The organism is Pedobacter sp. AC379, from assembly GCF_979258145.1.
Genome location: NZ_OZ409839.1, coordinates 2,946,279 through 2,972,971, shown reverse-complemented (window position 1 = coordinate 2,972,971; position 26,693 = coordinate 2,946,279). Strand labels below are relative to the sequence as shown.

General features: G+C 39.0%; 34 protein-coding genes. 3 read left to right on the top strand and 31 right to left on the bottom strand.

Features of this window, described 5'->3' with window-relative positions; translation table 11 throughout:
* Positions 1-19: 19 nt before the first annotated feature.
* The 3 genes from ACZZZW_RS13260 to ACZZZW_RS13250 all read right to left on the bottom strand — a co-directional run bounded on the left by ACZZZW_RS13260 (position 20) and on the right by ACZZZW_RS13250 (position 3,517).
* Positions 20-814 (bottom strand): DNA adenine methylase, encoded by a 795-nt coding sequence (locus ACZZZW_RS13260; RefSeq protein WP_463493988.1) that lies wholly within the window; start codon positions 812-814, stop codon positions 20-22.
* A 51-nt stretch (positions 815-865) separates the two neighbouring features.
* Entirely contained in the window at positions 866-2,959 is a 2,094-nt protein-coding gene (locus ACZZZW_RS13255; protein WP_463493987.1) for a hypothetical protein, read from the bottom strand.
* 111 nt (positions 2,960-3,070) lie between these two features.
* Entirely contained in the window at positions 3,071-3,517 is a 447-nt protein-coding gene (locus ACZZZW_RS13250; protein ID WP_463493985.1) for a hypothetical protein, read from the bottom strand.
* 131 nt (positions 3,518-3,648) lie between these two features.
* On the opposite strand from ACZZZW_RS13250, the gene ACZZZW_RS13245 reads away from it, so the two are divergent.
* Entirely contained in the window at positions 3,649-4,572 is a 924-nt protein-coding gene (locus ACZZZW_RS13245) for a hypothetical protein (protein ID WP_463493984.1), read from the top strand.
* Positions 4,573-4,634: 62 nt separating this feature from the next.
* On the opposite strand, the gene ACZZZW_RS13240 is transcribed toward ACZZZW_RS13245, so the two are convergent.
* The 23 genes from ACZZZW_RS13240 to ACZZZW_RS13130 form a co-directional block, all read right to left on the bottom strand.
* Entirely contained in the window at positions 4,635-4,835 is a 201-nt protein-coding gene (locus ACZZZW_RS13240) for a hypothetical protein (protein WP_463493982.1), read from the bottom strand.
* A 10-nt stretch (positions 4,836-4,845) separates the two neighbouring features.
* The gene (locus ACZZZW_RS13235; RefSeq protein ID WP_463493980.1) at positions 4,846-5,391 is read right to left on the bottom strand and encodes a hypothetical protein; all 546 of its coding nucleotides are present in this window, start codon (positions 5,389-5,391) and stop codon (positions 4,846-4,848) included.
* A gap of 17 nt (positions 5,392-5,408) precedes the next feature.
* Entirely contained in the window at positions 5,409-5,771 is a 363-nt protein-coding gene (locus tag ACZZZW_RS13230; RefSeq protein ID WP_463493978.1) for a hypothetical protein, read from the bottom strand.
* Between the two features lie 74 nt (positions 5,772-5,845).
* On the bottom strand, positions 5,846-6,919 hold the full coding sequence (locus ACZZZW_RS13225) for a hypothetical protein (protein WP_463493976.1): 1,074 nt from the start codon (positions 6,917-6,919) through the stop codon (positions 5,846-5,848).
* A gap of 17 nt (positions 6,920-6,936) precedes the next feature.
* On the bottom strand, positions 6,937-8,340 hold the full coding sequence (locus ACZZZW_RS13220; protein WP_463493974.1) for a S49 family peptidase: 1,404 nt from the start codon (positions 8,338-8,340) through the stop codon (positions 6,937-6,939).
* A gap of 55 nt (positions 8,341-8,395) precedes the next feature.
* Positions 8,396-8,848: a hypothetical protein gene (locus tag ACZZZW_RS13215; protein ID WP_463493972.1), complete on the bottom strand. Its 453-nt coding sequence runs from the start codon at positions 8,846-8,848 to the stop codon at positions 8,396-8,398.
* 170 nt (positions 8,849-9,018) lie between these two features.
* A complete protein-coding gene (locus ACZZZW_RS13210) occupies positions 9,019-9,546 on the bottom strand; it encodes a hypothetical protein (RefSeq protein WP_463493970.1) in 528 nt (175 codons plus the stop codon).
* A 516-nt stretch (positions 9,547-10,062) separates the two neighbouring features.
* Positions 10,063-10,512 carry a hypothetical protein gene (locus ACZZZW_RS13205; protein WP_463493969.1) on the bottom strand — a complete coding sequence of 150 codons (450 nt, stop codon included), beginning with the start codon at positions 10,510-10,512 and terminating at the stop codon, positions 10,063-10,065.
* Between the two features lie 133 nt (positions 10,513-10,645).
* Positions 10,646-10,936 (bottom strand): hypothetical protein, encoded by a 291-nt coding sequence (locus ACZZZW_RS13200; protein WP_463493967.1) that lies wholly within the window; start codon positions 10,934-10,936, stop codon positions 10,646-10,648.
* A gap of 25 nt (positions 10,937-10,961) precedes the next feature.
* Positions 10,962-11,324 carry a hypothetical protein gene (locus ACZZZW_RS13195; RefSeq protein ID WP_463493965.1) on the bottom strand — a complete coding sequence of 121 codons (363 nt, stop codon included), beginning with the start codon at positions 11,322-11,324 and terminating at the stop codon, positions 10,962-10,964.
* Positions 11,321-11,518, bottom strand: coding sequence for a hypothetical protein (locus tag ACZZZW_RS13190; RefSeq protein WP_463493963.1), 198 nt, complete (start codon positions 11,516-11,518; stop codon positions 11,321-11,323). Before ACZZZW_RS13190 ends, ACZZZW_RS13195 begins: the two co-directional genes overlap by 4 nt.
* 529 nt (positions 11,519-12,047) lie before the next feature.
* On the bottom strand, positions 12,048-12,395 hold the full coding sequence (locus tag ACZZZW_RS13185; RefSeq protein WP_463493961.1) for a hypothetical protein: 348 nt from the start codon (positions 12,393-12,395) through the stop codon (positions 12,048-12,050).
* On the bottom strand, positions 12,385-12,768 hold the full coding sequence (locus ACZZZW_RS13180; RefSeq protein ID WP_463493959.1) for a hypothetical protein: 384 nt from the start codon (positions 12,766-12,768) through the stop codon (positions 12,385-12,387). Before ACZZZW_RS13180 ends, ACZZZW_RS13185 begins: the two co-directional genes overlap by 11 nt.
* A gap of 60 nt (positions 12,769-12,828) precedes the next feature.
* A complete protein-coding gene (locus ACZZZW_RS13175) occupies positions 12,829-13,074 on the bottom strand; it encodes a hypothetical protein (protein ID WP_463493957.1) in 246 nt (81 codons plus the stop codon).
* 15 nt (positions 13,075-13,089) lie between these two features.
* Positions 13,090-13,326, bottom strand: coding sequence for a hypothetical protein (locus ACZZZW_RS13170; RefSeq protein ID WP_463493955.1), 237 nt, complete (start codon positions 13,324-13,326; stop codon positions 13,090-13,092).
* Entirely contained in the window at positions 13,295-15,733 is a 2,439-nt protein-coding gene (locus tag ACZZZW_RS13165) for a hypothetical protein (RefSeq protein ID WP_463493954.1), read from the bottom strand. Before ACZZZW_RS13165 ends, ACZZZW_RS13170 begins: the two co-directional genes overlap by 32 nt.
* Before the next feature lie 3 nt (positions 15,734-15,736).
* The gene (gene dnaG / locus ACZZZW_RS13160) at positions 15,737-16,813 is read right to left on the bottom strand and encodes a DNA primase (RefSeq protein ID WP_463493953.1); all 1,077 of its coding nucleotides are present in this window, start codon (positions 16,811-16,813) and stop codon (positions 15,737-15,739) included.
* 1 nt (position 16,814) lies between these two features.
* The gene (locus ACZZZW_RS13155; RefSeq protein WP_463493951.1) at positions 16,815-17,216 is read right to left on the bottom strand and encodes a hypothetical protein; all 402 of its coding nucleotides are present in this window, start codon (positions 17,214-17,216) and stop codon (positions 16,815-16,817) included.
* 89 nt (positions 17,217-17,305) lie between these two features.
* The gene (locus ACZZZW_RS13150) at positions 17,306-17,494 is read right to left on the bottom strand and encodes a hypothetical protein (RefSeq protein WP_463493950.1); all 189 of its coding nucleotides are present in this window, start codon (positions 17,492-17,494) and stop codon (positions 17,306-17,308) included.
* 12 nt (positions 17,495-17,506) lie between these two features.
* The gene (locus tag ACZZZW_RS13145; protein ID WP_463493948.1) at positions 17,507-17,743 is read right to left on the bottom strand and encodes a hypothetical protein; all 237 of its coding nucleotides are present in this window, start codon (positions 17,741-17,743) and stop codon (positions 17,507-17,509) included.
* Positions 17,744-17,933: 190 nt separating this feature from the next.
* Positions 17,934-18,173 carry a hypothetical protein gene (locus ACZZZW_RS13140; protein WP_463493946.1) on the bottom strand — a complete coding sequence of 80 codons (240 nt, stop codon included), beginning with the start codon at positions 18,171-18,173 and terminating at the stop codon, positions 17,934-17,936.
* Entirely contained in the window at positions 18,170-18,721 is a 552-nt protein-coding gene (locus ACZZZW_RS13135; protein ID WP_463493944.1) for a helix-turn-helix transcriptional regulator, read from the bottom strand. The genes ACZZZW_RS13140 and ACZZZW_RS13135 overlap by 4 nt, the downstream gene beginning before the upstream one ends.
* A complete protein-coding gene (locus tag ACZZZW_RS13130) occupies positions 18,721-18,969 on the bottom strand; it encodes a hypothetical protein (protein ID WP_463493942.1) in 249 nt (82 codons plus the stop codon). The genes ACZZZW_RS13135 and ACZZZW_RS13130 overlap by 1 nt, the downstream gene beginning before the upstream one ends.
* A 194-nt stretch (positions 18,970-19,163) precedes the next feature.
* Between ACZZZW_RS13130 and ACZZZW_RS13125 the strand changes: the two genes are divergently transcribed.
* Together ACZZZW_RS13125 and ACZZZW_RS13120 are read left to right on the top strand one after the other, a co-directional pair.
* Positions 19,164-19,511 carry a hypothetical protein gene (locus ACZZZW_RS13125; protein ID WP_463493940.1) on the top strand — a complete coding sequence of 116 codons (348 nt, stop codon included), beginning with the start codon at positions 19,164-19,166 and terminating at the stop codon, positions 19,509-19,511.
* Positions 19,512-19,798: 287 nt separating this feature from the next.
* Positions 19,799-20,185 (top strand): VOC family protein, encoded by a 387-nt coding sequence (locus tag ACZZZW_RS13120; RefSeq protein WP_055904657.1) that lies wholly within the window; start codon positions 19,799-19,801, stop codon positions 20,183-20,185.
* 426 nt (positions 20,186-20,611) lie between these two features.
* Here the strand turns inward: ACZZZW_RS13120 and uxuA are convergent, their stop codons facing one another.
* The 5 genes from uxuA to ACZZZW_RS13095 all read right to left on the bottom strand — a co-directional run bounded on the left by uxuA (position 20,612) and on the right by ACZZZW_RS13095 (position 26,682).
* Complete coding sequence (uxuA, locus tag ACZZZW_RS13115) at positions 20,612-21,775, bottom strand: mannonate dehydratase (protein ID WP_463493937.1); 1,164 nt, start codon at positions 21,773-21,775, stop codon at positions 20,612-20,614.
* Positions 21,776-21,818: 43 nt separating this feature from the next.
* A complete protein-coding gene (locus ACZZZW_RS13110) occupies positions 21,819-22,643 on the bottom strand; it encodes an SDR family oxidoreductase (protein ID WP_463493935.1) in 825 nt (274 codons plus the stop codon).
* Between the two features lie 22 nt (positions 22,644-22,665).
* Positions 22,666-24,132, bottom strand: coding sequence for a glycoside hydrolase family 30 protein (locus ACZZZW_RS13105; protein WP_463493933.1), 1,467 nt, complete (start codon positions 24,130-24,132; stop codon positions 22,666-22,668).
* Between the two features lie 188 nt (positions 24,133-24,320).
* On the bottom strand, positions 24,321-25,493 hold the full coding sequence (locus ACZZZW_RS13100) for a glycoside hydrolase family 88 protein (RefSeq protein ID WP_463493931.1): 1,173 nt from the start codon (positions 25,491-25,493) through the stop codon (positions 24,321-24,323).
* A gap of 1 nt (position 25,494) precedes the next feature.
* Entirely contained in the window at positions 25,495-26,682 is a 1,188-nt protein-coding gene (locus ACZZZW_RS13095; RefSeq protein ID WP_463493929.1) for an alginate lyase family protein, read from the bottom strand.
* Positions 26,683-26,693: the final 11 nt, after the last annotated feature.

Below are 26,693 nucleotides of genomic sequence, written 5' to 3'. Positions count from 1 at the left end.
TGCCGTCCGGGCTTTATTATCAATAATTGGTAGTAAATACTTCAACTTTTCTTTTCTGATATCCACTTTTGGCATTTACCGAAACATTTTGTTCAATTGACCTGGTGGACCATCCAAACTCAGCTGAGTACTTCTTCAGGATATCGGATGGATAAGAGGATAAAAGGAATTTACCCTTAATCTTCGATAAAGTAATCAGCAGCTCTTCAAAATCCTTTTCCGAATACCCATCATAGTGACCACAGTCAGAATTGAAATAAGGGGGATCACAATAAAAAAACGTTCCGTTAGTGTCCCGGCTCTGGATGATGTAAACAGCATCAGCGCATTCAATCTGTACATTGTGCAGACGCTGTTTGATTTCATCTGTAAATTCCGCTCTTTTATTGGAGATCTTTTGCGTTGTGGTATTGCTTATTTTGTCAAACCCCCAGGATGAGTCTAACTGAGCAGCAAAACTTTGAGTACTGAGCACCCAAATTGACCATGCACGTTTAACATCCGAAAAAAGATGCGGAAAATTATAAATTACTGAAGCATCCTTGTGCAGATCCCTGCTATGAAGCGTTTCCTTAACTTCTTTCTCCAGAAGCGAAAAATTGTTCTGCGCAACTTTGTAAAAATTGATCAGCTCACTGTTTGTGTCGTTGATCACCTCCACAGGTGACCTATCTTTTCCAAAAAATACTGCGGCCCCTCCAACGAAAGGCTCGCAATACATTACGTGTTCAGGGATCAGTTCGATGATCCTCTTGCATAACTTTTGTTTACCGCCGTAGTATGATATCGGCGTTCTTAACTTAATTTTTGACATAATTCTTTTAAAGTTTGTTGGCATTGTTCCCTCAAAAGATTTGTCTTTTTTTTATCGAAAATCCCTAAAAAAAGGACCATAGATATCTCTAAGCAGATCCTGAGCGACAGAGGTCGTTGCTGTGTGCTCATTGTCCAACATATACATATTTTTAACGGTCAGATCTTTTGAAGGATCTGAGCCATTAGCCCCAGCGAATGGCTTGTAATTGGAATTGTTATCGGTCCAAAGATGTTGTGTATTCGGAACTCGCTGCTGACTCCAACCCGTTTTTTCCCAAGTCTTAAGTATAGGTATTGACCAATAGTTCGCGAAATTTTCTTGCGCTCTTGCAACAGCAGGATGCTGCTGGTCTTCATAATGGCCGATCATAGCAACCCGGGCAAATGGATTGAACTTATAAATTAAATCCATAAACATATTTGCAGCCCCCAATTCCGTCTTTGGATTAGCTCGCTCTGATCCATTAGGTATAGTCATAAATGCTTCATCAGTTTCATGCAGCATCCATCCTTTATATCCATTGTAAAAATGTCCTATAAATATTGCATCGGGAAAAGTTAGTGTTCCATCCAAATATGGTAGCAGCCTTCGTTCAAAACTTGTAGACACATAGAAAGCAGCATCACTAATGCCTAATTGCGCAGCTTCTACTTCATTACTTCCCTCGAAATAAGAGCGCATAGGTGGATCAGGTAAGCCAGGGCCAATACATAAAGGGCGGTATTCAGCATCCCAGTGATCGAGAATGTAAACCTTCTCGGCAACTGTTGACATTAGAGCCCTTAGTACCAACGGCCAAGCAACAGGCTGATCCACATTAAAACGCATAGGACTGGCACTTACTGCCTGATTAATAAGATTTGCTCCACAATCCTGAATTGCGCTACCGGCCTCATAACTTTTGGCAAAAATTGATGTGCCGAAAACCATGGCGGTTTTATCTTTTAACCAGGCTGAAGGATATCTAAGCTTACTGTCGTAATCTCCTGGTTTTACGCCAGAAGATAAAGTTTTGGTTCCTATATCGATTTTCAGTTCCGATACATACGGGGGATAATATGAAAAATTGATCCCACCTACAGCAATGATCAGGCTGGCCCAATCAATTGCCAGGTCATAATAAATAAACCTGTTCCGGTCAGCTGCAAATGCTTTGCCGCTATAGGTTTGTATTCCTTGTATAATTGCGGGATTTACAGGGTCATATTGGCCGATATTATACGAATCACCAGTACTTAAATTCCTGATCTGAATAGTCCAGTTGTAGGCGGCTCCAAGAACAGGTGCTGCAATCATTGATACCGCAGAAATTCTCCAGTCATGATTCATGTATGCATTCTGCACGATAATATCGCAAACCGAAATGGCATTGATAACTTTTCGCGCATCGGGAGTATAGTCTTTTTTTTCCTTTTCCTTTAAGTATGCGGGTATTTTGGCAAAATCAAGTTTTTCGTTTATGAATGCCGAATCGCTGAACACCCCTGTTTTTAGGTGAAGCCTGGTGTCATTCTTGTTGAACTCAAAAACTTCTGGGACAACGTTCCAGTCAATGGCAATGTTATATTTGAAAACTCCATTGGCGTAAGGATACTCTATAGATCCTGAATAGTATTTTATGCCGTTTACATCTGTAATCTGCTCAGAGTGTTTAACGATATCCCAATTAACCGGAGGGTCTAGTGAATTATTTTTTATGATAACACTGTTCTCGTAGTTTCCGATGAGGGCTGGGGTTGTAGGATGTGTTGTAAATAAGACAATTATAAAATCATTATTGGACTCACTGTCAATGGGTAGGATGTCGAGGCTTTTTACAGCATTTATGATAGTTTTTTCGTTTTCATCGAAAGCAGCATGTTTGTCGGCCAGGTATTCCGGATAATTGTCTGCAATGGTTGCGTAGTCCTGAAAATACGGTACCAGTTCAGCGTCGCTGATTCCCTTTCGCCAAACGTAATCCAAAATACCTCTGTCAGTCGTTATTCCGACAATCTTTCCCCTTCTAAAATTTACACCGCCGATATCGGTATTTGGAATTGCAGCACATGCAGCTGCAGCATTTGCGTACGGTCCGTACCATTCATCCAGCGGACCAGGATTAAGTTTTTTAAAGCCTTTGGCTATTTCTGTTGAAGACATGATTTGAGATTTCTGAATTTATACCCAAATAAAGCTGCAGGAGGTAATCCGGTAAAGGACATAAACAAAAATGGTCCGGCGTAACCGGACCATTCAAATTATCTATTTTTCTTAAAAAATATTCTTTCGCAACTCTCGAAATGCTTTTAACTGACTTGGATTGTTTGATAAGCTCGACTTTCTTAGTTTTCCTTCGAATCCCTTTTTGATCATCAGCGAATCCATTGCGTCACCCAAATGCGGACTGCAGAGAACTTGTTTTTCGAAATCGATAGGTTTTTCGGTTAGTCTAGTAATTAAGACCTCATTCACTTCTTTGTCCAATTTATTTGGCCAAGCCCAAATATTATGTTCGCTGTTTTTTTTGATCATTTCGACTGAAATTAAAGAATTGATTGCTTCTGGAGTTACCAGGTTAAAATTTAGATGGCCGCTGTTTACGTTGACCTCGGTCGGAACCGTTTCCTTGTGCTCTCCTGGAGAACCGAAGGTTTTGCTTGCCGTCACAGACACCATTGCGATTGCAGTGACGCAAATCAGGATTTTGAAACTTTTCATTCTTTGATATTTAGTGATTTGTTTATGTAACTCAAATATCAAAAAGGGAGCAGCCCATTAAAGGACAGCGATATCTGTACTGGTGATTGATATTCATTAAATCATTATATTGGGTGCCTAAATTATCCAATATGAAAAGTCTTTTAACATTCTTGCTATTTATTTTTTTCTTTTCGTGCTATGCTCAGAATTCGGGGAAAGTTGCTACATCATCGCCAGAGTCATATGACCACCAAGACGTTGAATTAATTAAAAAACACCTTGAGCATGTTGAGAACCTGGTTTCAATCGCTAATGATTCAGTAGCAAATCAGCTGAGCGGGATAAATTCACTACTGGCTGTAGTTGCGGTTATACTGGCTTTGGCCACAATTTATATATCTTGGCATTTCTCGAAGATTGCTGCACGTGTCCAGGATGCCGAAAAGAGAATTAATGATATCTCCCTTCTGATTGATCGAAAGCTTATACTGGTACAAGAAGCAGAAAGTAGGATCGAGTCTATCCAGCGAAATATTAACGGAAACATGACCAAGATTTACATGGATCTTCAAAATGAGGAAATAGAGGACATTGTAAACGATCTATCACAAAATCCAACCAACTATGGTTTTCACAGCGAGAGGATCAATCGTTTAAATTTCAAAAGTGAATTTATTAAGGAATTTCAAAACATTATTCCGTTGCTCTCACATGAGGATAAACACAATGTTAGAAGAAGACTTACGGAACTTTTCCCTGTGGAGGTTATGAAATTCGAGGGCTTTTCTGATCTTGATCTTAACAGATATCCACAGGTTTACGAAATGCAGTTGGCCTACCTATTATCGAAGGAGAGCTTGGATGATGAGCCATCTGTTAGGAATCATGTTTTGAAAATTTTAGAGAAGATTCCTTACAACGAACAAAGTATTAAAAAACTTTCCTCTTTTTTATCTAGAGAAACTCTGGTGCAGTTTATCGGATTAAAAAATATAGACGTGGATTTCCGAAACAGCCAAAAAAGCAAATTAATTAAAGAAATAACTGAGAATGGCGGTTTTTGGAAACCTTAAATAAAAAACCCCGGCCTTTTGAGCCGGGGGAAAAATACAACTTATGAAAAAGCGGAGAGTACCTATACAGTAGGTTCTGGGATTGTATTTTTAGTTTTTTCGATAAAAGGGTTAGCAGCTCGGACCAAAGCTTCAGCCTGGTCAATTGTGATCACCCTGAAGTCGATGTCTCCAACTTTCGGATCGTAGATCTTAAGTGGAGCATCTTTCTTCAGTTTGAACTGAGCGCTTACCGGTTCCGGTAAAATATTCTTAGTGGCCATGCATTTAAATTTAAGCGCCTAATTTCGGAAGGATAGCGGTGTATAAATAGTAAGGAGCATCACATGGTGCTTCGATCTCAAAAGTAACTCCTTTCTCACCTTCAGGTCCTTCGCCCAACTTAACTGATCCGCTTACTACATATGCGGGAAGTTTAGAGGAACCGATCTGGATCATTCCTTCACCATTTAATGGCTCAAGAAAAGTAATTAAATCCGCGTTTTGAATCTTGGCAGCAAAACCCAAAACTTTTGCTTCAGTACCTGCGTAAAACAGCTTCGCTTTTGGTTTCCAGCTGTGAGATTTACGGGTAGCACCAACCATTGTTGATTCAATTGTACTTTTATCGTACATCACGGTAAGCTTATGCACCTTAGCACCAGTTTTTAAAACGTGGGCAGTTGTAATTTCAACAACGGCCTCCAAATCTGCGGGATCCGCTACCGGTTCGCCCAAAGTTGTAAAGGAAGACTCAAACGCAATGTATGCGTTTTTTGAGATTCCTGCCATATTTTTTGCCCCGTCGGGAAACTGAACATCTTCTAATATATCTGACATCGTAATTGATTTAAAGGTTAATCTTCGATTAATTCAGTGATCGCAGTCGACTTGTTTTTGATCAACTCAGCGACCAATTTTGAGTCTGCGGCGATATCTTCACGGGATTTGATTACACCGCCTTCAGTCCTTACCTGGTGGTGAATCTGGTATTGCTTTTTATTGAATGTAACCGTAGGAAGATAGTTCGGATTGCTCGTCCTGGCTTTCTCGACAGCTTTATTTTGCTCATCGATGATTTTCTCAGCAGACTCAATCTGACTTTCTGCGCCAAGAAGCGCGGCAATAGCTTTACCGGCAAGGGCTTTAAGTCCTTCTTCTCCGGTAGTGTTTTTTAATTCCTCAGCTAAAATTGTAGCTGTAATTTTTTCTTTTCCCATTTTGAATAGTGTTAAAAATTGAAAAAAGTACCAGGGAAAATTACCTGGTACTTGGGTTTATGGATCGGTGGGGATTATAATTTATCGTTTACGTAAAGGATTTCAAGATCCTGAACCTGGAAACCCAACAAGAATTTCATAATCGCTTTATAACCGTGAAGCGTCGGGATCATTTTACCGATCGTGTTTAAAGCACTTTCCTGATCTGTACCCATAACCAGATTTTTGTCAAGTGTTAAAATAACACGTTGGCTACCGGCCATATAGGTTACTGGTCTCAATTCACACTTATCACTTGAATCTCGCAGATAAACAGTTTTTTTGGTATCCACATCGTTTAACACACCGTTACCGGTACCGTATCTGGTATTGTGATCAGTACAGTATTTTTGGAAAACGTCCGGAGCAACACGCATGATGCTCTTTTTGGTTTTGAACTTTTCTGGAGCTGCGTTCCAAACTTTTTGAAGTTCTGCAACAGTATTGGTATCTGTGAAAGCATTGGTCGAAACCGGAGTAAGGTTAAGAGCAGCAATCTCTTTTACAATGATAGTTCCAATTCCTTCAGTAATAACCGTGTTATTGCGCTGCTCCCATTTAACGGTATGTGTGGTTGGTGACTGGCCAGCTGCTGTGGCTGTTACGCAGATATAGAAATCATCTTCAAATCTGATATAAGATCCAACAGTATAAGCGGTAGCCGGATTGAACTCTGCAGCATCCGCATGAAACTCAGCATAAAACATGCTTTCGTTAAGTTCTTCAGCAACAGTTTCAAATTCTTTAGACCAAACCCATTGCGCAAACGGAACTTCTGTTGCATTTGGATCCAACATATCGGACATGAAAGTATCCCTAAGTTCTTCAGGAACAACTTCAAAGATTTTCATACCACCATTTACCGTTAACTTACGGCCTGACCATTTACGGCCTGGGCCTTTTACAGTATCGATGGAAGTATCCAATGGACGGATACCTTTAGTGATGGTTAATTTGGTAAGATTGATCCCGCTTTTTACATTTCGGATTACGAAAAGATCGGCAGCGATATCTAAACCATTCAGCAATTGACCAATAAGGTCCTTGCTATATGTACCGGCATAATTTGAAATGGCGGTAACGTCGTTTGTTACTTTTTTAACTGACATCGAGTATTAATTTAAGATTAGTTCTTTTTGAAACCGGCGCGCATTTTGGCCACTTCAGCATCAGTTTCCGAATGGAAATCATCAGCGTCAGCACTTGTGCTTTCGATTGCGTCGGTCCCGATTTTTTTACCTGCAGTTGGCTCATCGGCTGGCTCATCTGCTAAATCGGCTGCTTTTTTCTCAGCTGCTTCCTTCGCATCATTTGCCGTTTTCAGGTCAGCCTCCAGTTTTGAGATTTTATCTGTTGCAATCTTGTGATCAGCTGCAGAGATGGATCCTTCAGACTTCGCAGCTTTATCTTGTAAAGCCTGCAGTTCAGAATCCAGAACGAGCGTAACATCGGGCACGTTTGCTGCCGCGATTTGCTCATTGATGCCTTCCACGTCTGCAGAGGTAGTTGAACCTGCTGCCTTACCGGCTAAAGCACTTAGTTTTGAGAATTTTCCGAAAACATTTATCATATTAATAGTTTTTTGTGATTTGCTTGTTGAGGGAGCTTGAACAAGGTCCATGGTGTACTGGCATACACTATCGAAATCTGATATTTCATCTATAAGACCTATTTCAATTGCTTTTTTTGCCAGGTAAACTTTACCCGACAATGGTTCAATCCTAGTGATATCACCTTCCTTTACCGATGTTTCAACCAAACGGCCATCACGGTTTTCTCTAACGACCAATAAGAAGACATCATTAGTTGGATTGAGTATCTGAAGTTTAATCGGCCCATAGTCACCGTCCAGAGCCTTGTAATAGTCCTGGTTTTTGTCGACAGATGGATCTGCGTTGATATAGATCTCTTTGTATCCATACATCTTCATTGCTTCCCTGTTGTCTATAAATTTTATTGCAGTGCCGATACTCCCGACTTCTACGGTTAGATACGAGGCGAAGATCATCCGGCAAGCCGAAGCAATCCAATAGGCAGCTGAAGCACACAAGCCATCAGTAAACGCGATCATTGGTTTGATCGAGTCCGCCCATTTAATTGTCTGGGCAAATTCTCCCGTACCTTCCACAGATCCGCCACCGGAGTTTATTTTCAGAATGACAGCTGCGATGTTATCAGAATAAACCGCTTCCTTCACCCATTGAGACATTGTATCTGTTCCTGGTGAACCGCAATAGTCATCTTTGAAAATTGTACCTACAATATTGATGATCATGATGGAACCTACAGGAGCATCCTGATAAAGATTCCCCGAATCACTTCTTTTAGAAGCAACCAGGTTCCCTTCAGGGCTAAGGCAATATGTATTCGCGATGGGATCCTTTGCTTCATCGGTGGTGTCATCATCAAAAAATGAAACCTTTTCGCCGTTAAGAAAACGCGCGGCCATTGGCATCATGCCAACAGCAAAGCGTGGATCCATAAGAAGAGTTCCGCGCATAATAACCGATGCTAATCTGTTTATTTTCATATAACAGAAGCAAGTTTACAGGCGGCTGGAAGGCCTCTAAAGGACAGATGAACGTTTACAGAGTAACGAAATCGGCTTTAAATTCCTGCTTTCCTTTGAAGCTGATCTGATATCCATTCTCATCTGAAGTAATTTTACCTGAGGTTGAAGAGTGCATAAGTACTAGTTCCCCGGCATGGTGGCCGGCCAGCCTTTCGTTACCGTTCTGATCATGAACGTTTACCACACAAGGTAGTCCTGCATATTTATCCAGTAGTGTATCAATATCCGGACGCTCCTTTGGAAGTGAGGCATTAATGGTTACATTATAAAAGGAATCTCCGTTATCCAGGGCAGACTCCTGATCAACCTGGCCCGATTCGGAAGTGAGTTTAACTGTTATCCATTCAAAACCCTGTTTAAAGAGCAAATTGGATGCACTTAAATTTTGGAAAAAGAATCTTGGAGCAAACTTTAATATATAAAGCCCGCCCAGGTTCGAGCCGTTAATATTTAGCAATTCTATCATGGCACACAAATTGCGATAAAGGTGCTGTCCTGAAAAGGACAAACCCCACAAACAAAAAAAGCAGCCCTTTCGGACTGCCTCAGCCTTCGCGGTGGCTTTCACAATATCTTATTTAATGGTCCAATAGAGGACAAAAACGTAAAAAGTCGTATAACGATCTGATAATCAGATTAATTTTTGATCTTGGAAGACCTATAAAGCTGCTTTTTCATAGCATCAAACGTCAGATCGTCCTCAGTGATGTCATATTTCTTTAAAACATCGTATATAACTTCCCTCTGTTCAAAGAATTTTGGAGCTACTGATGGCTGTAACCTTTTGGTCTTAACCTTCTGTCCAGGCTCGGCAACATCAACCCTTACAACATTATATTTTTTTAGTCCGAGGCCTTCGTTTATCGCCGAATAATAATTGTTGATCTCGTTCATGATATCCATGTGGATGATCTCAATGAATGCATTGATCCGCGCCTGACTAAGATAGCAGCCTTTTTGTTGAAAGATTCTCGAAGGAATAACAATTTCTAGAATCTTTTGATTACTGGCATATTTCTCATGGCGGTGAGGAGCTCGTTCCAGAAACTCCTGAATCATCCTCCCATCTTTGCATTTTGAATTTAAATGCCATGGGCTGCCGTATTTGGCAGTGATGTATTTGTACACGAAAGTCTTAACTGGTACCCTAAGTACTATATCCATATAACGAGATACGTTTGGTTAAAAATAAACTAAAATCCTTACTATGAAGTAATAGAAATTTCACATTTCTATACAGGACAGCATGTTTTTTGAAAAATGTGCTCCTATGCTCCTAAGGTATCCGTTTGCTCCTAAGTGCTCCTAAGGCAATATTTAGCTAAAAAGTGTATTTAAAGTATAATAAGAGTATATTTTATATTAATTAGGAGCATTAGGAGCATTAGGAGCATAAATACTGCGCTGCGCACTTTTTTAACAAAAATTGAAAATTTTAAAAACGATCTGCCTTTAGGACTATTTAAAAGCATTTTGTTAAAATTTAAGCAAAAATGGTTTCGCTTAGGAACAGGTGCGCTTTTTAAGGATCGCTTAGGATCGGAACCGATTTGCTTAGGAGCAGATCGGTATTTTAGTAAAAATGTGCTTCACAAGTGTGAAATAAAATGCAAAAAAAAACCGAGCAGATCTGCTCGGTTTTTTTTTATGTTTTTCTGATCTACTAGATATAAGTAAAACTTACTCCTCGTTAGTAGATGAGGATAAGCTGTCCTGTGAAATAATCTGTTCAATTTCTTTATCAGATGCTTTTTTTATCCTGTCAATATATGCTAAAACACCTTTAATATTATTTCGATTCCCTGGATAATCATATGATTTTTTTAAGGCTGGGCCTAACTGGTGATTGAATCCTTCCCTTATGGCCCACCGATAAGACATAATTAGGCTATAATCTATCAGATGCCGATCTTCTGTAATCTTCTCGAGTTTTTCGATAGCTACTGCAATGTACCAATCACTGTAATTTGGTTCATACTTTTCAAATTCGTCAGACTTCTTTCTAAGAAACCAAACCAGGTTAGGTTTCTTTTTATATAAGACTTTCGAGGCGAAATCGTAATCATGTTGGATAAAAACCTCGCGACCTTCATGGTCCAGGCTTCTTTGATTTGTGTTAAGATTGTTCATTTTAAATTGATTTTTGATTTTGTATTTAGATTAAGATTGCTACTTTTGATGCGAGAGCGTTAATTTAGATTGAGACGGGGAAGCAATTAGTTTTGCTTCCCCGTTTTGCTTTTAGCTGAATCGCTGAATTTTATTAAAATAATTCGATCTGATTCAGGATAGGTACATTGGTTTCCTTCCTGATGTACTGTCTCGGTTTTATATCCGGATCCCGTTTTTTCTTCTTTTCCAGCTTAACTTTTTCAATAGTTCTAACTTTAAAATTTTCATCGATTTCATATTGAACATTATATTGATGTTTAATGCATTCGCCTATATAAAAACGTAAGCCGACCGGGATATCCATAAATCTTTTGTAAGGGACTTTGATCTCCCCAGTCTTGATATTAAAATCAATCCCGTATTCCTTCAGCTTCCGGTTCATATAATACCGCCGGTTAGCCACCGGTTTAAGTTTCTGTGGCTGTTTCATCTTGTCTGTCTGTAGCGTATACAAAATCAATTGTTCCAGGAATTCTTACCACCATCTGCTTATCGCTTACGTGTAAAAGGGTAAATCCACATATACCAGTTAAAAACATGCTCCAGTCCTGGTCTTCAGGACCTGATTTGTACCAGTTGGTGCCGATAGGTTTACATCGTTTGTTTTCTTTAGACAATCGATCTATTTCATTTTCGATAGCAAATTTGACATGATCAATATATTCTGATTTAACCAACGTGCGATTAATTCTTTTGAGGAACTTCTGAACCTCTCTTTCCAAGGAATTATGCGTATTATAAGTATTTGTGATATTAACTAAGTATTTCATAGTTTTTTAAGTTTGGCTTTCATTTTCTGCAATTCGTCCATGCAATGGTCTATTTCCGAATGCATGATGCGATTGTAATCTGCTTTGCAATCCTTATCTCCAGTATCATTTTCAGCCAGGGCCATGTCGCAACTGTCTGTTTTGCCCTGAAAATACTCATACAGTTCCGAATAAGCTTGAAGTGTATTTTTCATTTTATTTGAAATGGATTAATGCCCGATTGATCAGCTCTTGAATTTCTTCTAGATCTGAGCTGCAGGCGTTAAATCGGGTCTGCTCATGGTAGCTTCCGTGATTATCCCCTTCCGTTGAAACCTGTATCTGGATGGGATATTTCTTTGTTATGCGAAATCGAAAATTCCCATTCTCATCATCAGAATGAAATTCGTAATGTTCAGGTGTTTCTATAATTGCCATAAATTAAACTAAAAGTGTTTTCGGATAATTGTTGATTCTTTCCTGGCTATATGCAGATCCATCCGCATTTTAAACCAGTCAATTAAATTTTTTATCATTTAGTTTTCAGTTGTAGGTATTTCTATTGGATAAACTTTGATATCAATCAGAACATTTGTCTGAAGTACTATTTTGTTTCCACACCCTCCAATTTCAGTATCGCAGTAGTACAATTGATGATCTTTTCCCACCTCGGCTGTTAAGTACACGTGATCATGCTCCAGTCTGCAAACAGGACATTGGAACGATATATCATCGAAGGTTAACTCAGACATTTTTCACCTCCATATCTAAAAAATAGTCATCGAATTCATACGCACTAACCTCGGTTAAGGTTACGCCATACTGGCCATCAACATCGAAAAATCCTTCCTCATCCGCGAAGTCTTTTATAACTCCAATTTCATTGTGGCCATTAAACGTGGCGAATTTTATAGCCTTCAATGCATATTTCTTTAAGCATTCTTCGATCGGATCAGCCTCTCGAAGGTAACTCCAGGAGAAGAATTCCAGAGCTGATTTTGCCAGCTCCAGAGTAAATAATTCTGTGTCTACGTCAAAAGCTGCTGAAGCTTCACCCATGTGGAAATCGAATGAATATTTTTTAATTGCCATTTTTTTCTCCTTTCCTGCCTTCCAGATCACTGTAGAATTTTAGAACATCCTTAATTTCAAGCAATGTTTTAGATTCCCCGTCTGAAAATTCTAAAATAGAAACAGCACGTTTCAGTGCATTAACCAATCGTAAAACTTTTGCGGATACGTCGCTTGTTTTTGCTTCTTCCCACCTAAGAGCTTTCTTTAAATTATTACCGGCCTCTGCAGCATAGTCAGAATCCGATACTGTTTTCCCGAACGTTGTCACCGTTTCAGAATGTTGTTCCCTGGAGTAAGTGATGATCACCACCATATCCTTATCGAATTTCTCTGCGATTAGAGCAGCCTGATCAACCGGAACCTCGATTGCTTTTTTAATTTGTTTTTCCATCTTTGTAACTGTTAAAAATTAATTAGTGATTGCCCTGGCCACGAACCGGGGCTTTTGCTTTTATTGTCCTTCAGGCTCCTTTTCAAAAAAGTAAACCATATCTTTTGATTTTACGCCGGTGATATCGGTGAGAAGCTCATCAATACTTTCGCCTGTTACTGTACCGACCTGTTTCTTTAAGTCCTTTAGAAGCCACACAGATCTTTCCAATAAATTATCTGCAGTCAATGCGATCGCAGTCGCGGCCTCTTCACTGATGGTGCCATTCTTAGAGGCACTTCTTACAAGGTTTTTAATGTTCCCCATTTTTTGTTTTATAGTTTATTTGATAAAAAATTTTAAGTTCCCTTCGAAAATTTCGTTTTGTACATCTGTATATAATGGCCAGGGTTCGATTGTGGTTGATTTGCCTACCTCTAATATGCCGACTCTGTATTTTTCAGATTCTTCATACCAGAAATCAACTATTACCACCATCGTACCCTTTTTACTTACTAGCCAATCATACCGGTGGATGGCGATATCGCTAAAAGAGGCTTTCTTTTTTTGTTGTTCCATTGCTATCAAGTATTTGAACTGACATTACTTCCATTTTTCTACGTAGCGAATCATTAATTAATGTTTCCTGAAGCATCCCGATTAGCGATACCTTAATACCCTTTTTAAGAGCCGAAACGGCATTGATTTCTTTCGACCTGCATTTGGTGTAGGTCTGTTTATTTATCCAGACATTATCTATCCAGTAGCCTTCATCCTGGAGGACTGTGAACTCAAGATGAAGTTTACCAAGCAAATCAACCGCTTTGGAATCTTCGCAAAGTACTCCGGTAATTTTTGTTTCTACAGTTTCCGTGTCATCGTCTTTGGTTCGTTCCAGATTTACATTAAGAAGGTCATAATCGAAAATATAAGAGCTTGTATTAGTAGATTTTCCATTCCGTGCGCGGAAGCTACTCGCGGGATTGCTCCCTATAAAGCTTGGCAGGTCCTTCATATAACTTTCTACCGTTGCAGAACCGATCCCCGATTTGCCGGTGGCACTACGGTACTGCTTTAGATACATTGAATGAACAGTGCTGAAGCGTAGATAAAGTAGTTTTTTAGGTTCGGTAAAATTCTTTTTAAATGTTTGGTTCCGTTCCTTTGCTGCTAATAAAATGTCTGATTTCGTTTCGACCTTAAAGTGGTAACCCTGCTCGATATCATCTTCATCAACCATAAGCTCAACTGTTTTCCAGAAGTCTGCCAGTGCGTTCGTTTCACTGATGATCAGGCTTAGCGATTTGATTTGTTCTTTGCAATAATCAAAAAACGCATCGATTGAAAAGGCAAAAGTAATTTTATCAGCAACAAGGCTTGTGATGGTTAACGCATTCACGAAGTTTTCGAGAATCCTTGTTTTTGGCATCAGGTTTTCAGCCTTTAGAGACTCGGTCATTCTCTCAAGCATCTTATAAAAACGGGTATTGAAATTATCGGAGACATAATCGCGATATTTAAAAAGTTCACAACTGATTGATGTTATGCCTATTTTCTCAAGGTCTTTCAGTTCCTGGAATCGTTTCTTTTGATGCTCACTGCGGTTGTTATCTTCAACGAACTTAACCGGCAGGGTTCTTTGTAATAATGCACCGTCATCACCGGTGCTCAAGTACTGGCCGAGCAGAACCGGGAGACAGTTGATCTGTTGAGTTTGTGTCTTACCTTTCCTTCCTGATCCACGCAACCTGCCCTCACCATCAAACGCTCCTTTGAAAGCCCTGGTGAATTCTTCTTTGATACTTTTTTCATCAAATTCGTTGAAGAGCCTAGGCACATTGAAAAACCGGCTTAGGCTTTCCCATAATGCAAATTCTGTGGTTTGGTTAAGATTGAGTGCCGGCATATCTAACGTATAAGGAGCGGTAACACTCTCACCAAACTTACTTTTTCCAGATTGTGCAGCACCATAGAAATATGGTATCGGGCAGTTATTGTTTCTTTTAAATATGATATCCCGATAACAGGCCATTATCACGGTACAAACGCCCATCATCCCTTTTTCAAGGTAAGCATCCATCATTAGTTGTGTCCACTGGCCAAAAGAAAGATCAGAATCTACATACTTAAGATATTTATCATTTTTGTAGTCGTCATCCTGATCACGTAGGCCTGCCAGGATTTTACTGGCTCCCATACTCAGGTAGTTTACACCGTCAACTTCCGCGATACCATACTCGTCAAATCTTTGTGTGCCTTCCTTGTAAATCAAATTCGAATAAGCAAAGAATCCCTCTTTTTGCCAGCCAAGGTTTTTCAATTCATAGCATCTCTGGTATTGGGGTAGAATTGCGCTTTTCAGTTTATTTAAGTGAGGTTTTCCGAAACCGTCATTAGTAAAAAACACGCCTTTATCCATCAGGGTAGATTCAAACATATCACAGCTAGACCAGGCTCTGCTCGGAAGTTCTATCACTTCTCGCACCCATCCGTTGTTAATTTCTGTCAAACGACGGTTGCTGTCATCCGAAGTAAAGACGTGCATTAACGGCTTGATGGTGAAATTCGTAAGCTGTACAGACTCATTGTTGCTCCTGGCAAAATAGATACCTGTGTTTTCCTTAAAATTGAAGTCGACACGCTGATCAAATCCAAACCGGTAATAATGGTCCTTATTGATCCAACTGGCCAGAGCTTTTTGTCCTTCTGCTACGAACTGGACCTGGGCCTCCTTTTTCTTTTCTACGTCCTTTTTAACTTGGTTTGTGATCAAATTCGCCTTTATACCAAGTTTTTTACTGATTGTTTTGATGTAATATTCAGAAAGCATTTCGCTCTTTACATGCGCAATCATTACCGATATCGGTTCCAACATCAGGCTTTGTGCATGGATATCATCACCTGCCGACTCATAAAGTTTCTCGGCCTTATAAATTACTGCATCAACTTTATTCTCGTTAATATATTCTAAAATGCGTCCGCTCATTTGTTATGCAGCTATAAATAAACTTCTTGCGAAGGTGTCCGGATCTTCATCCTTTGGTAATGGGCAGATCTCAACGATAAATTCGTTGTCCAAAAGGATATCCACCGCTTTTAAATTTGCTTTATGTCCGGCGGAATCACCATCTGAAAAAAGCACAACCTTGTTGGTGTACCGTTTAAGTAGCTTTGCATGCGCGTCAGTAAATGCCGTACCACACCTTCCAACAGTATTGTTTGCTCCAGTCCAGTGCATTGTTATTACATCGGTGTAACCTTCAACCAGGATTGCAAAACCTAGTCTTTTAATGTGCGCTTTTGCCTGATAGAGACCGTATAAAACACGGTCTTTTTTATAAAGGATACTTTCTTTTGAATTGATGTACTTTGGATTTTCCTTATCCTCGCAGCTTCTCGGTTTCCTGCCTCCGAAACCAATAATCTGGCCGTGTTCATTTTGGATCGGGAATATCAACCTGTCACGGAACACATCGAAAACCGACGCGGTTGCACTGGTTTTTATCAGGCCTAACTCTTCTGCTGGAGCATAAAGATCCTTGTTGATTAATATTGTAGTTAAAAGCTTCCAATCTGCAGGAGCATAACCTATTTGAAACTCAAGCAATGTTGCGAAATCGTACATTCTTACAAAAGCAAGTTCCTGAGCACACCAATGGTTAAAATCAGTTATTGCCAAGAGTTTTTCCTGAAAATGCCTGGCTGCTGAAGCGTTTATGTTAAAGAGATCGATCTTTTTAGTAGCAGCTGCTTTTTCTTCAGGAGTTTCTTCCATCTCCTCCAGGTTAAAATTGTATGCCGATGCTATTGACCTGATTGCGGCAATGAAATCTAAGTTCTCTTTTTTCATTACGAACTTTATAGCGTCTCCACCTTCTCCACATCCGAAGCACTTGTAAATCTGCTTAGAAGTCGAAACACTAAAAGAGGGCGATTTCTCATCATGAAAAGGGCAGCAGGCAGACCACTTTTCTCCTTTTTGCCTGAGAGTTACGTTGTGTCTTTGGATTACCTCCACAATATCAATTTTATCTCTCAGCTCGTCGATTGATTTTTCTGATATCATACTAACTAGCAAGTTTTTTAATTTTATTTAGAATTTTCTCCTGCTGAGATTTTTGGATTGAAATAAGCCAATCAATCAATGATGGTATATAGTCGGCCTCAATCACAATTTTTGCCTCAACATCTTTTTTATTTTGCACAGGATCTGTGAAAAAACCTCCACTTGGAAAAGCTACCGCCTTCCTGGTTTGCATAGCGGCTCTTAAAATCTGCTCAAACCCTCCGAATGGATCCTTTTCAGTTATTTCGCGGCTATCTGACTTACAAACAGTGTTTATTTCAATTGTTAAATTTTCATTCTTAATTGATTCCTCGCCCAATCGGTTAAGGTTCTTAATGTTTTCTCCGATTTCAATGACATTATTTGTTAAATCTGCCATCTCTTTAATGTTATCAAAATTCATTTTTACGGGACTAGTAAAGATTTAATAGATTGGTTAGTTGGTAAATTAGAGCAATTAGATAAATTGAGATTCCGGTAATTAACCAGATTCTATCCCACATGATTCTCATAAACAGTAGGAAATTTGCGCTTACTTTCATCATTAATTTGCTTCACAACGGTAAATGCTGCAGCAGTGATCACAATCAATGCAATAGCGATAAAAGCAATTCTCAACAGCGGATCGATCTTTTGCCGGTCGGCCTCGAAATGGTACGGGTTTTTACTTTTTGACTTCATATAGTTTGTTTGTTATTTGCTTAAATATTTGTCGGCAAGCAAATTGATTTCGTTAGAAAACCGCTCATTTATACTGTACGACTTAAGGTCCCGGGAAAAATTAATATCAGGTTTAACCTGTTCATACACTCTAACGAGGGTTCTAATTTGTTCGCCAGTCAGACGATGGCCCAAAGCATGGCTCCCAATAACCCCTTTTTTCATTTCCGGTGTCATTTCTGACCATTTCCAAGTAATTAATTTGCTCATTTTTGGTTATGTGATTAGAATTTTTAAAAGGCCGGCCAGTAGTTTTTGCCGGCCTTTCATTTTGATGATGCATCCGGCGTATCGATCATCATCGCACATGGTCCCTTAAGCCATCTGTGTGCTGTTGCAACCGGCCGTTCCAGCAGCAATTACAACATAAAGAACATGTCCACACCTAACCGCTCCCGGCTTAGTTAATTTCAAAACCAAGATCTTGGAGAGTAATTTCCCTACAAAGAACTTCCTCCAAAATTCTAATAGTTGAATCCCTAGTCTCTATGGCTTCCATCATGATACGATAATTCAATAAGACCGTTTTATCGTCCTTGATTCCTTTTTTCAACCGGGCATTGATATCTCGGATGTCATCATTTACTGAACGGATAGTTTCGAGAGCTTCCGTCACTGGCTGTTGTTGCGTAGTTTTCATACGTTTTGTGTTAGATTGAGTTTTTGAGCATATCGCACCAGGTCAGCTTTCCTTGCACAACCTGTTTTAATGCGAATATTTTGAGAGTGAGTGCGTACAGTTTCTACGCTTATACCCAACTTTTGAGCAATTTCTTTGTCCAGATATCCATGAAAAACCCCGCAAACTACCTTCACTTCCATAGGTGTTAGGCCTGTTAATTGAGATTGTGTTCTGCAGAGTATACCATTTGATTTACAGGTCTCCCTTTTGTGGCAGAGCGTAAATTCACGACTGATTGTGGTCTTTCCTTTTACATAATCTGGCACAGTATCCTTATTAGATGCGTTGCAACTAATCCACTGATTTCGACGTGCAAAAACGTCAAAAACGCCCATTCTATCGAGCTCCCGGGCATCTGCGCAGGTTATCGAGGTCTCAACCGCTTCCATAATTTCTTGAGGAGCTTCTGAGAATGGCAAACATTGGCCGCCAACGATTATAAAATTGTTGCCTTCAATACCGAAAAACTCAGCATTTTCACAAAGAAGACCAGCTGTGATTTCCATTATAGCGCAGAGATTATTGTTTTAGAGTGTATTTTCTGTTTTTGCAAAGCAAGAGCTGTTTCTTGCTCAATCTCGAACTCTTCTGCAACCATAATGGTAGCGTCAATAATGTACTTATCGTATTTTTTAGGATCTCTTAGTGTTTCGCGAATCTTCGTTGCACCAAAATTTACTTTTAATTGTACTCTGGTTACCCAATCTTCTGGCAATCTCTTTTTTAAAGTCTTAAGGTCAGTTATTGTTAGCATGGTACTTAATTGGGATTTTTTTAATGTTGTCTTTGCGTTATGTTTGCGCTGCCTTAGCGTTGCTCAAGCGTTGTAATAATGTTGCACAAATAACGAATGAATTGTTCACAATTGCAATATAAATTCATTAATAACGCATTTAAAATACACAACTAATTGTCAGTCAATTGAATAATTTTTAGAAATTTTGTGAAATGGATATTCATATAGGAGAAATAATTGAACGAAAATTTCAGGAATCGGGACTTAAGATGCCCGTTTTCGCAGATCGCATAAATACAGGCGAGCGAAATGTGTATTCAATTTTTAAAAGAAGAGATATAAATGCCAGTATGTTGAAATTGATTTCTGAAGTCCTTGAATTCAATTTTTTTTCGCTTTATAATCCGATTGATACGAAGCCAAGTGTTGCTCCGAAAAAAGAACAGAAAATTACAATTTGTTTAAATGTTGCGTTGAGCAGGGATCACCTCGACGACTTTCCCAAATTTTTACAAGAAGTTTCTGCCTATGGATCAAAGCATGGAATTACGGTTATTTAAACTAAAATGCTCCGACAAATTGAAATATTACGAAAATCTAAAACCATAAACAACAAATAATCAACAGGATAAGCTTAAAGATTTTATAACCTTCCGGGGTACAATTAAAGGCTTCTAGTTTAAAAACTGGAAGCCTTTTTTTATTCAATTTATTTTCTATTTTCTGCTTCACTGCAATATTCTCTTATCCAAAAATTATCCCAAATAGCCCTATTATATGTCGCTTAATAACCCCAACTATCCATGTCTTAAAACGTAAATTAGTTTTCTTATTAAATAACTTTAACATGAAGCCTAAAAAGATATGGTCGAATTTTACAGTGAGTGATCTAGACCGAACAACAAAGTTTTATACAGCACTTGGATTTAAGCCAAACGGAAGAAATAACGACCTCACCAGCTTCTTAATTAGCGAGGATAATTTTATCATGCATTTCTTTTTAAAAGAAGTATTAAAAGCAAATGTTGAGATTGATATTTCGGATGCCCATATTGCTAACGAAATTATATTTACCCTTTCAGCAGAGTGTAAGGCAGAAGTTGATCAGTGGGCGAAAGATGTTGTGCAGGCAGGTGGCAAAATAGTTTCAGAACCTAAAGCCTTTGGTGAAGGATATTATGGTTTCGTATTTTCAGACCCTGACGGACATAAGTTTAATGTTTTTTATATGTAAAACTGAAAAACGGGGATAATGAGTGCAGAGAAGGTTCTTCGACTCCGCTCAGGATGTCACAAATAAAAGGAGAAATACTTACAGAAGGTTTAAAAATTTCCGTGATTTCAGTGTTTCCGTGGCAAATGCAAGAAAGAGCCTCACATTAAATAGCTGTGATTAACTCATGACTAAGATCCTGAAACAAGTTCAGGAAGACGAATAAGATGAAAATGGACGAATAACGACTCAGGAAGACGCATAAGGGCTCAGGGTGTCACTTCTAAAAAGAGAAATACGTATATAAAACATAATAGATTTTCCGTGATTTCTGTGTTTCCGTGGCAAAGGCAACAAAAATGCGCACATAAAACAAAGTTTGTTTATCCGTGCGCATCTGTATTTAAAAATTAAGATCCTAAACCAATTTCAGGAAGAAAAAAGAAATTAATAATTTCCGGTTACTCCTATTTCCAGGCCTCTCAGCTCTGCTAAACCTCTTAATCTACCAATTGCCGAATAACCCGGATTGGTTTCTTTTGTTAAATCATCCAGCATCTGGTGACCATGATCAGGGCGGAAAGGAATGGTTTTATCGCGTAAAGCATTTTCCTCTGTTAATGCTTTCATAATCTCATACATATTTACGTCGCCGCCTAAATGATCTGCCTCATAAAAACTGCCATCTTCATCTTTTTTAACATTACGCAGGTGGGCAAAATAAACACGTTCTTTAACTGCATTAAAGATTTCGAGTGCATTATTATCCATTCCGGCTCCTAATGATCCTGTGCAGAAACACACACCATTGAAAGGCTGATCTACCGATTTAATAATGTAGTTGAAATCATCCAAAGTGCTCGCAATTCTCGGTAAGCCTAAAATAGCATAAGGAGGATCATCCGGATGTATGGTCATTTTAATACCTTCTTCAGTACATACATCAGCAATTGAGGATAGGAAAAACTTCAAATTTTCTTTTAAGCCTTGTGTACCAATGGCTTTATATTCTTTAATGCTATAGCGTAAAGTTTCCAGTTCGATTTCTTTTTCGTTAGGAATTCCCATCAACACATTAATGCGAAGATCGATAAGGTCTTGCTCGCTTAAGGTTGCAAATTTATCTTTCGCTCTGTTTAAAATTGATTCCGAATAGTCAGCTTCAGCTTCTTCCCTTTTCAAAATATAAAGATCAAATATTGCAAGGTCGATCCAGTTGAAATAAAGTGCTTTCGAACCATCGGTCATTTCCAGATCCAGCTGCGTGCGGGTCCAATCTAAAACCGGCATAAAGTTATAGCACACGGTTTTAATTCCACATGCCGATAAATTACGCAAAGAGGTTTTATAATTTTCTATATAATCGCCAGCATCAGCCCTACGGGTTTTAATGGCCTCGTGTACAGGCACACTTTCTACTACCGACCATGTTAAGCCGGCAGCTTCGATTATGGCTTTTCTTTCTTGAATATCGGCCAATGGCCACACTTCGCCATGAGCAATATGGTGTAAGGCACTTACGATTCCGGTAGCACCTGCTTGTTTTACATCTTGTAAGCTAACCGGATCGTTCGGCCCATACCAACGCCAGGTTTGTTCTAATTTCTTCATATTATGATTGTACTGATAATGAGATAAAACAGATTAATAATTGCTAAACGCCAGAAAATGCGGTAAATCCACCATCTACCTTGATATTTTCGCCGTTTACAAACTTAGAAGCATCGCTCAGCAAGTAAACCAGGGCACCAATCAACTCTTCAGGAGCCCCGAAACGCTTAAATGGTGTTTTATAAATAATGGCTTCTCCCCTTGCGGTTAAACTGCCATCTGCATTAGTTAACAAATCTCTGTTTTGGTTGGTGATAAAGAAACCGGGAACAATAGAATTGATCCTTATTTTATCCTGATAACGGTTAGCCAACTCCACAGCCATCCACTTGGTATAACTATCAATAGATGTTTTGGCAAGCGAATAACCCAATACGCGCGTAATGGCTTGATTGGCAGAAACCGAAGAAATATTAACTATACTGCCTCCATTTTTTGCTATTTCTTTACCAAAAATCTGCGTTGGCAACATGGTACCAAACAAATTAAGATCAAATGCTTGTTTTAGGGCTGATATGTTAAGGTCGAAGATATCACTTCCGGGTTGAATTACCGCTTCGGCCACATTACCGCCTGCTGCATTAACCAAAGCATCTATACGGCCAAACTGGTTAATTATGGTCTCATTTGCATCGATTAAATTTTGCTCATTCAATACATCGGCAATAATATAAATGGCTTTACCACCTGCCTGCGTTACATCGGCAACCCTTTGTTTTGCAGCATCTTCATTTCTACCTATTACAACAATTGTAGCACCTGCGGCACACAATCCGTTAACAAAAGCCTCGCCTAAAACACCTGTAGCACCGGTTACTACTACAACCTTGTTTTTTAACGAAAACAGGCTTTCTATTTCTTTCATCATTTTGTTTGGTTCTTATTTTGGTTTATTCTACTACTAATGTGGTTATTGAATGCGGTAAACTGGTTGTTGTTGCCGCCTCACCTTTAATCCATAAACTGTATTTCAATTTATCGTCTGATTGATTCATCACTACTACCACAAGTTTTCCATCGGTATTTAAAAAGGCAGTTGATTGCAGTTTATCGCGACTTGATGCTGATCCTATCCTTTTAGCTCCGGGACGGATAAATTTAGAAAAATGGCCCATGTAATAATAAGCATTGGTGTAAATCAATTTATCATTTTTAGTATCTGCATGCACAGGGGCGAAACAGAAATTACCTACATGGTTTGGCCCGCCTTTTTCATCTAAAAGTATGTTCCAGTCTGTCCAGGCAGCTGTTCCGGCATTAAAATCGTTAATCATCGAATCGCCATAACGCTCACCTAAAGTCCAGTCGTCTAATTTATTCACATCGTATTTTTCCTTACATCCTTCAGTAAAGATTAATGCTTTATCGGGATAGGCTTCATGTGTTTGTTTTACATTGCCAAATTGCATTCCGCTACCTGTCCATGTTTCATACCAATGGAAACCAATTCCCCAAACGTATTTGGCTGCATCTTTATCATTTAAAATGGTGCTTGCCCTTTGGAAGATCTGATCGCGATTATGATCCCATGCGATTAGTTTTTTAGAGGCTAAACCTGATTTCTGTAAAGTTGGACCTAAAAAGTTTTTGATAAAATCGCGTTCTTCTTCAGCTGTAAACACACAAGATTCCCATTTCTGTTTCGCCATCGGTTCATTTTGAACGGTTAAGCCCCAAATCGGCATGCCCATTGCCTCGTAGGTTTTAATAAATTTTACATAATGATTGGCCCAACTTTGGCGATAGGCAGGTAACAAATGCCCACCCTGAACTAAACTATTGTTATCTTTCATCCAGGCTGGTGGCGACCACGGGCTAACAAATAAAGGTAATTTCCCTCCCGCAGCAGCAATGGCCTGTTTAATCAATGGAATTTTAAATTCCTGATCGTGTGCTACACTAAACGTTTTAAGGTCTTTGTCATTATCCTGAACATAGGTATAACTACCGCTAGAAAAATCGCAGCTGGCAATATTGGTACGTGCCAAAGTATAGCCGATACCCTTAACAGGGCTATAATATGCGGTTAACAGTTCTTGTTGATTTTTTTTGGAAAGTTTGGCAAATGTTTCGGCAGAAGCATCGGTTAAAGCACCGCCAATGCCCACCAAAGTTTGGTATTTAATGGTAGGATCGACAAAAATACAAGGCTCTGTTTCAAATGGTTGCTTATTTTCGGTAAAACTTAAGGTTTCAGTTTTACTGATTCGGTAGTCAGATTTTTCTGCCGTGGTATAAACTGAAACTTTTTTATTGCCAACGGCATAAGTTTGAACAGGTTTTACTGTTTTTTTGTTTTGGGCAACGGCGGTAAATGCGGTTGCCAAAATCAATAGGATACTCAGATTTTGCTTCATTATTATATATTTATTTAAACCAGTGCCTTACGAATGGCGTCATTTTTATTTACAGGTCCAATTTCCGAATAAATCGTGCATTTTCGCCATACAATCTTAAATATTACAGCCCATTATGCCTGTTTTAAAGCCTTAATGATATAACCTTTTATCAATAAGGAAAATACATCGATCATTTTTTTATCATTTTATTTATTACTTCTTACCAAAGCCTCCAAATAGTAATAATCAGCATAGTTAATAGGCACATCAACTTCCGATTTTGCAGGGCGATGCCCGGTACTGTGTTCTAAAATAAAACCATAATTATCGCCGATTTTACTGGTATACTTTGTACTTAATGAATTTAAAATTTTATCAGCTGCTGCCTTGTACTTTTTACCGTTTGTACTATATTTTGCCAATTCGTAAAGTGCAGATGCTGTAATTGCAGCTGCAGAAGCATCGCGGGATACATCAGGTATTTTTGGGTCATTATAATCCCAATACGGAATACCATCTGCCGGAGTAATTTTACTGTTCAAAATAAAATCTGCAACCCCGTCGGCCTGGGCTAAATAGGTTTTGTTTTTAGTTTCGCGATAACACATGGTGTAGCCGTATAATGCCCAGGCCTGACCACGTGCCCATGCAGATTCATTGGCATAACCCTGTGCGGTTAATTTTTGACGCACATTACCAGTAAGTGTATCATAATCAATTACATGATAAGAACTGAAATCGGGTCTGAAATGATTCTTCATTGTGGTATTGGCATGGGTTACCGCAATTTTATAAAAAGACGAATCGCCTGTTAATTTGGTGGTTTCGAACAGTAATTCCAAATTCATCATGTTATCAATAATAACCGGATATTTCCATTTATCGCCATTATGATCCCATGATTTTAAAACACCAGCTTTTGCATTAAAACGTGTAGACAGTGATTTAGCTGCCTGGATAATCACTGCTTTATAAGCAGGATCGTTCGTTAAGCGGTATCCGTTGCCAAATGGACAATAAATCATGAAACCCAAATCGTGCGTTCCGGTGTTAAACTGTTCTTTTTTAATGTCTTCAGTATATTTTTTGGCCAGGTCGAGCCATTTTTTATCATTGGTATATTGGTAGAAATACCAAAGTTCTGCCGGAAAAAATCCACTTGTCCAATCTCTGGAAACCACCATTTTAAACTGGCCGTTTTCTACCGTTCGTGGTGATACTAAATTGGGCTTTACTTTTCTGGCCGAATCTACATTCTTAATCAGTACATCGGTTTGTTTAGCTGCCGAGGCAAATGCTGTTTTAACATTTACTTTTTGTGCCTTTACAACACTGAAAGACAATAGACTTAGTGCCGTGATTGTTAGTTTTAAGTTCATATTATAACCAGATTATTGGGTTACGGATAGGTAAATTTCTAATTACTTCTTCTACTTGTGGTTTATGGTCTAATTTAGCCCAGGTTTGGTACCAGTTTTCCTGATGGTAAGCTACAGCACCAAACAATAAGAAAGGTTGCGCCACCGGCCAGTTCTCCCAATACATTACATCGGGTTTTAAAGTCCATTTATTTTTATCGGCAATAAACGGATACAAATAAGTTAATCCTTTATTAATGGATTTTCCATCTGCCGTTTCAAAATTCCAGAGGTTATTTTTCGGTGTCGATAAAATCTGGCAAAGCATTGTCATCGCATCCAAATTAAAAATCGAATAACCATAAGGTTTGGTTCTGGCCATTTCTAACGGGAAACTACCATCTGTACCCATTTGGTTGGGCAAAAGGACGGTTTTATAACTGTTGCGTAAAGAATCAAGCATATTTTCATCGCCACATAACCTGGCAAATGAGGCCACCTGCATGGCCCAACATGTTGCATGATTGTTTTTAACTGTTTTTTCCTGAATACCCGGTTTGCTGGTATTGAGCCATAAAGTATACTCTGCAAACCATTTTTTAACGCCCTTTGCTGTGTTTGGATCGAAAGCTTTGGCTTTCTGCATAATTAATCCACCTTGCGCCACTTCCATTAAATGAATGGTATCGATTATTCCATAATTACGGCCTGTAAACTTACCTTTTACAGCTTGTGCGAAAAGTAAATTTGGATTCATCAGTGTTTCGGCATTGATAAACCATGCCTGAAAATGTATAACAGCTGCTTTAACATATTTTTCATCTCCTGTGATTTTATAAGCCGATGCCAGTGCACCAATTATTTTACTAAAACGTACCATTGCTTTGCGATGCGCTAAAAAATTATCAGGATTTGTTAAGCCATCTCTATTGATGTATGGCCCGTCAGGGTTTTGAGGATCGGGCCAAAAATAATCAGCTTCAGAGAAGAAATCGTGTTTTCCGCCTGCGCTTCTTGGCGAGGAGGAAGCAGTAACGGTAATCGGTTTTTGCTGCATCGCCCAGGCTGCCTCGGTTAAAATCTGTTTTTTAAGCAACGCTTCGGCCTGTTTCTTAAAATTCCCCACTTTTGGTTTGTCATGGGGAACTGCCAACACTATTCCCGTAAAAAAGAACAGTGCGAGCATTGCAAATGTGATTAATTTTTTCATTGGTTAGAAAT